This is a genomic window from Vibrio sp. 10N.222.48.A3, from assembly GCF_041475345.1.
Lineage (GTDB): Bacteria > Pseudomonadota > Gammaproteobacteria > Enterobacterales > Vibrionaceae > Vibrio > Vibrio tasmaniensis_A.
The window spans coordinates 1-4737 of sequence record NZ_JBFRVX010000888.1 but is presented as its reverse complement, the minus strand read 5'-3'; the positions used below and the strand labels follow the sequence as shown (position 1 = coordinate 4737).

At 44.6% G+C, this 4737-nt stretch carries 5 protein-coding genes; 3 read left to right on the top strand and 2 right to left on the bottom strand.

Annotated features, from left to right (window positions below):
* Nucleotides 1-85: 85 nt before the first annotated feature.
* The gene (locus AB4653_RS21435; protein WP_009848339.1) at nt 86-1375 is read left to right on the top strand and encodes a hemolysin family protein; all 1290 of its coding nucleotides are present in this window, start codon (nt 86-88) and stop codon (nt 1373-1375) included.
* A 76-nt stretch (nt 1376-1451) separates the two neighbouring features.
* Nucleotides 1452-2090 carry a tRNA adenosine(34) deaminase TadA gene (gene tadA, locus AB4653_RS21430; protein WP_009848340.1) on the top strand — a complete coding sequence of 213 codons (639 nt, stop codon included), beginning with the start codon at nt 1452-1454 and terminating at the stop codon, nt 2088-2090.
* Between the two features lie 61 nt (nt 2091-2151).
* On the opposite strand, the gene AB4653_RS21425 is transcribed toward tadA, so the two are convergent.
* Entirely contained in the window at nt 2152-2286 is a 135-nt protein-coding gene (locus tag AB4653_RS21425) for a hypothetical protein (RefSeq protein WP_010438952.1), read from the bottom strand.
* A gap of 292 nt (nt 2287-2578) precedes the next feature.
* The gene (gene mltF, locus AB4653_RS21420; RefSeq protein ID WP_102258210.1) at nt 2579-4147 is read right to left on the bottom strand and encodes a membrane-bound lytic murein transglycosylase MltF; all 1569 of its coding nucleotides are present in this window, start codon (nt 4145-4147) and stop codon (nt 2579-2581) included.
* A gap of 329 nt (nt 4148-4476) precedes the next feature.
* Between mltF and AB4653_RS21415 the strand changes: the two genes are divergently transcribed.
* On the top strand, nt 4477-4737 hold a 261-nt coding region (locus AB4653_RS21415), incomplete at its 3' end, for a hypothetical protein (RefSeq protein WP_372105292.1).

The following is a 4737-nucleotide window of genomic DNA, read 5'->3' as shown; positions in this document are numbered from 1 at the left end:
TTTTTATATTCAAAATAAAGGCACTCAGCTTATACTCCGGATTACGGCTAATTGTTGGCCGGTAAATTTAGGAAATCCAAGCCACATGAAGATTCTGCTTTTAGTAGGGTTAATTGTTTTAAATGGTCTGTTTGCCATGTCAGAGATTGCACTGGTAGCAGCAAAGAATAGTCGGCTGAAACGCTTAGCCGAAAAACATCGCTCCGCTCAGGTTGCTCTTGAGCTCAAAGAAAATCCAACCCGCTTCCTTTCAACCATTCAAATCGGTATTACGGTAATCGGCCTACTCAGCGGTATTGTGGGTGAGGCGACGCTTTCTGCTCCACTGGCCGTTCAACTTGAACTGTGGGGACTCGATCCAACACAAGCGAATATCCTGTCTACCACGGTAGTCGTTGTGGGTATTACTTACTTCGCGATTGTTGTAGGTGAGCTAGTGCCAAAACGTTTTGCTCAATCTCAAGCTGAAAACATTGCTGTGCTAGTCGCGCTGCCTATCTTCTGGTTATCTAAAATTGCGACGCCGTTTGTGTTTGCGTTGTCTGCTTCTACGGAAGGTATTCTCAAGTTAATGGGACGTGGTGGCGAAGAAGACAGTGTGACGGAAGATGATATTCATGCACTCGTGAAAGAAGGCTCGGAATCTGGTGTGATTGAACGTGGCGAGCAAGAGATGATTCGCAATATCTTACAGCTTGATGACCGTTTGGTGAGCTCGTTGATGACGCCACGTCGAGACGTCGACTTTCTGGATATTAGCCAACCGGTTGAGCAGATATTTAAAAAGCTGCGCAGTTCAAAGCATAGTGTGTTTCCATTGTGCCAAGACCACCTCAATAAAGTGGTCGGTACGGTGTCAGCCAAAGCCTTATTGAATCAGGCGGGCAATTTAAACATTCAAGTGATCATGGGGCTATCTCGCTCTCCGATCTATGTTCCTGAATCGATGAAGGCTTTACGTCTACTTGGCTATTTTAAAGAGTCGGGTACAGAGATGGCATTCATTGTTGATGAATATGGCGATGTTCAAGGCCTTGTGACTCATTACGATATTCTTGAAGCGATTGCCGGTGAGCTATCCAATAACCCCAATGACCTATGGACAGAGCAAGTGGAAGATGGATTGCTGGTGGATGGATTGATTCCTATCAGTGAACTGAAAAACCGCTTAGAGCTGTCGGATTTTGAGGGTGAAAGCGAGAGCTTCCAAACGTTGAATGGCCTAGTGACTTGGTTAATAGGGCGCTTACCTGATGCCGGTGAAGTTGTTCAATACCAGCAGTGGCAGTTTGAAGTTATCTCTGTTGAGAACAATCGAATTGTGAGTATCAAAGCGACGCAAATAGCCGATGACATAGAAGGCGCCAATAGCTAGCGATCCGCCTAATCAGTAAGCGGCGATTGTTCATTGCCTCTTATCTCTTTATTGTTCATTATCACGAAGATTAGGTATGCTTCACCGCATACCTATTTTCGTTTTTATCCTTTGTTTTCTGGAGCTCCCTTTGTTAGACCATCAATTCAGCCCTCAAGATGAAATCTTCATGCGACGCGCCATCGAGGTCGCTAAGCAAGCAGAAAAAGAGGGAGAGGTTCCCGTTGGTGCTGTTCTAGTGAAAGATGGGGAGGTTATCTCTGAAGGATGGAACCGCTCGATTGGCTGCCACGATGCAACCGCACATGCAGAAATCGAAACCTTGCGTAAAGCAGGTCAAGCCTTGGAAAACTATCGCTTACTTGATACCACCTTGTATGTCACCTTAGAACCTTGCCCAATGTGCGCGGGTGCCTTATTACACAGCCGAGTAAAGCGCATTGTGTTTGGTGCTCCAGACTTAAAAGCGGGTGCGGCGGGTACGGTATTGAATCTCTTTGAAAGCCAAGCCTCATACCACTATGCCGATGTTGAGCATGGTTTGTTAGAGGAAGAGTGTCGTGAACAATTACAGGCGTTTTTTAAGCGCCGTAGAAAAGAGATCAAAGAGAAGCGAAAGCTTGAGCGTTTGCAGGAAGAGCAGCGTTTAGAATCTGACAAGGCAAGTAATAAGAATAAGGTCAGTAACAAGAACAAGGTCTGTAACAAAAAATAGCAGCGATCTTTCGGCACTCTCAATCATAAGAGTGCCAAGCAAACTTAGTTGGTCATTACTTTTACTCAGCAATCATCTGCATGAAAGCACGGTTGCGCCAAATGATCTTCTTCTTATTATTTGAAAGCATACGCTTACGACGGTTGGCAGCAACGGTCTTATCAAGGCGTTTCGATTTCAGTTTGTTCTTCATCATTTCAACGATTTCCTATTTGTCGTCTGGCTTTGTAAGTATGACTTCAGTTTTAATTATAGTGGTTATTTGCTTATAAGCTTTGCCACGAACTTAGCGTTGGCTTTCTGAACCACTATCGTGATGGCTAAGAGCTGAATGCAACAGAGCATTATGTCGCTTATGGTGTGACGTTATAAAGTTCGATTGTTACTGCAATATGACACTCTGGATATCGCAGGCGTTTTGTTTGTTTTGGTCATTTATCGTGATGCAATAAAAAAGAGCAATGCTAAATGGCATTGCTCTTTTTCTTTTATTTGGAAGACTCAGCGTCGTTCACTGCGGATTCAGTTTCACTGATTGTTGATTCAGCATCTGATACCTCTAGAGGTGGGATAACTACCAAACCTTCAAGGCTCGCTTCTTCCTCTTTATTACGCTTATTTACATGGCCAATAATGCTCTGATAATAACGGCGAATGTTCTCAACGTAATTCCTTGCTTCATCACCACGCGCATACCCGTAACGAGTTTTGCTGTAGTACTTCTTCTGTCTTAGCAGAGGAAGCCTGTCTTTCACATCACCCCAAGCATCAGGATCACCGCCTTGTGCTTTGGTTAAGCGACGAGCATCCATCATGTGCCCGTAACCTACGTTATATGAGGCAAGCGCAAACCAGATCTTCTCGTGTTGGGTGATTGAATCTGGTACTCGATTCACGATACGACGCAGGTATTCAACACCGCCTTGTACCGACTGTTTCGGATCGAGACGATTGGTTACACCAACGCTCTTCGCAGTAGGCAGTGTCAGCATCATCATGCCTCGAACACCTGTTGGAGAGCGTGCGACAGGATTCCAGTGTGACTCTTGGTATGCTAAAGCGGCAATCAAGCGCCAGTCAAATTCTTGAGAATATTTCTGAAATAGTGGCGACCATTTTGGCAGCTTGCTATCCAATGCACGGATAAATGCACGAGTATCAACGTAATCAAAAGTGCCGATATGGCCGATGTATTTTTCTTCCAGTGAAGCCAGTTCACCAGACTGTTTTAGATTACCAAAGAACTCAATCAGTAATGCATAAAGGCTTTCATCTTCAGACTTCTGTAAATACCAAGAGATAGGTTGATCTTCTGTCAGTTCAAAAGCTAAGGCTACGTCTGGGTATAAACGTTGTGAGAGTGACAGCTCAATCGAGTCCGCAACAGTAAACAAGCGTTCACCAGTCGACACTTCTTTTAGCAGGTCATTGATGTCAGCATTACCTATTGCATCGTAGATAAAGTCATCGTGCTTGTTCTGGATCTGTTTTAGCGTTGGCTCAAAATGTGAGTCCTTCACTACCACCAAAGATGGCGTCAATGTTTCGGTAGATGCCGTTTCTTCTGATTCAGTTTGTGCTTTTACGAAATCAGCTTGACGCTTATTCTCGAACTTGATCAGTTGTTGAAGGTTTCTTGGGCGCCACTGTCCTTTTTTATACACCACTTGTTGGCTTACATAGTAATAGGCGGGCGCAGCGCGATAAGCGCGTGTCAGGTTATTGTTTTGCGTTAACCCTGTCGCGATAAGATCGATCTCGCCTTTCTTTAAGGCTGGAAAGAGGCCGGATAAACGGTAAGCGGGTTTAATCTCAAGCTGTACACCAAGCTCCTGCGCAAATTCACGAGCTAACTCGTAATCCAAACCAGCAGGGCCATCGGGACCAATGTAATAAGAGAGTTGGTTATTCAGGGTGCCGACGCGAAGAACGCCTCGCTCTCGTATCTGCTCAAGGACACTTTTAGGTTCTGACTCAATCTGGCATCCAGCCAACCCAACTAGGGCAATGGCAAGCAGAAGGAACTTAGACGAAAAGATGAGCGTAAATTTAGGCATCAAAATGAAATCTCGAAAAGTGGAAGCCCCTTTATACCAAACCCCGCAAGGCTGGCAAAGCAGGTTTATTTAAACAGTTGTAAAAGTGCTGATAAATGCAGCAAAAGTACCATTTACGCATAAAGATAAAAAAAATCACGCAAACGGTTGCTTTTGGTGTTACGTCACAAAAAGAAATGCTTTATAATGCGCTCGCATTGAAGAGGTGGAATCGGCATAGGTTTGGCAACCTTCGGGAATAGCTTCGAAGAAAACAGTTAGGTTGTTCCTATAACCCACTGAATTTATTCCAATACTACCTTAATCAACTGCATAAGAGACCTAAGCACATGAGAATTTTGCGTGGCTCCCCAGCTCTATCTGAGTTTCGTGTTAACAAGCTTTTAGAGCTTTGTCGTGAATTAAGCTTACCTGTAACAGGTATTTACGCTGAGTTTGCCCACTTTGCTGATCTAACGGCAGACCTAGATGAGTCTGAAGTTGAGAAGCTAGAAAAGCTACTGACTTACGGTCCAACGATTGAAGAGCATGAACCTGAAGGTTTACTGCTGCTTGCAACGCCACGCCCGGGCACTATCTCGCCTTGGTCT

Coding starts and splice junctions, on each gene's coding strand:
- AB4653_RS21435 (WP_009848339.1), top strand. CDS start 86: ATGAAGATTCTGCTTTTAGTAGGGTTAATTGTTTTAAATGGTCTGTTT.
- tadA (WP_009848340.1), top strand. CDS start 1,452: ATGCTTCACCGCATACCTATTTTCGTTTTTATCCTTTGTTTTCTGGAG.
- AB4653_RS21425 (WP_010438952.1), bottom strand. CDS start 2,286: ATGATGAAGAACAAACTGAAATCGAAACGCCTTGATAAGACCGTTGCT.
- mltF (WP_102258210.1), bottom strand. CDS start 4,147: ATGCCTAAATTTACGCTCATCTTTTCGTCTAAGTTCCTTCTGCTTGCC.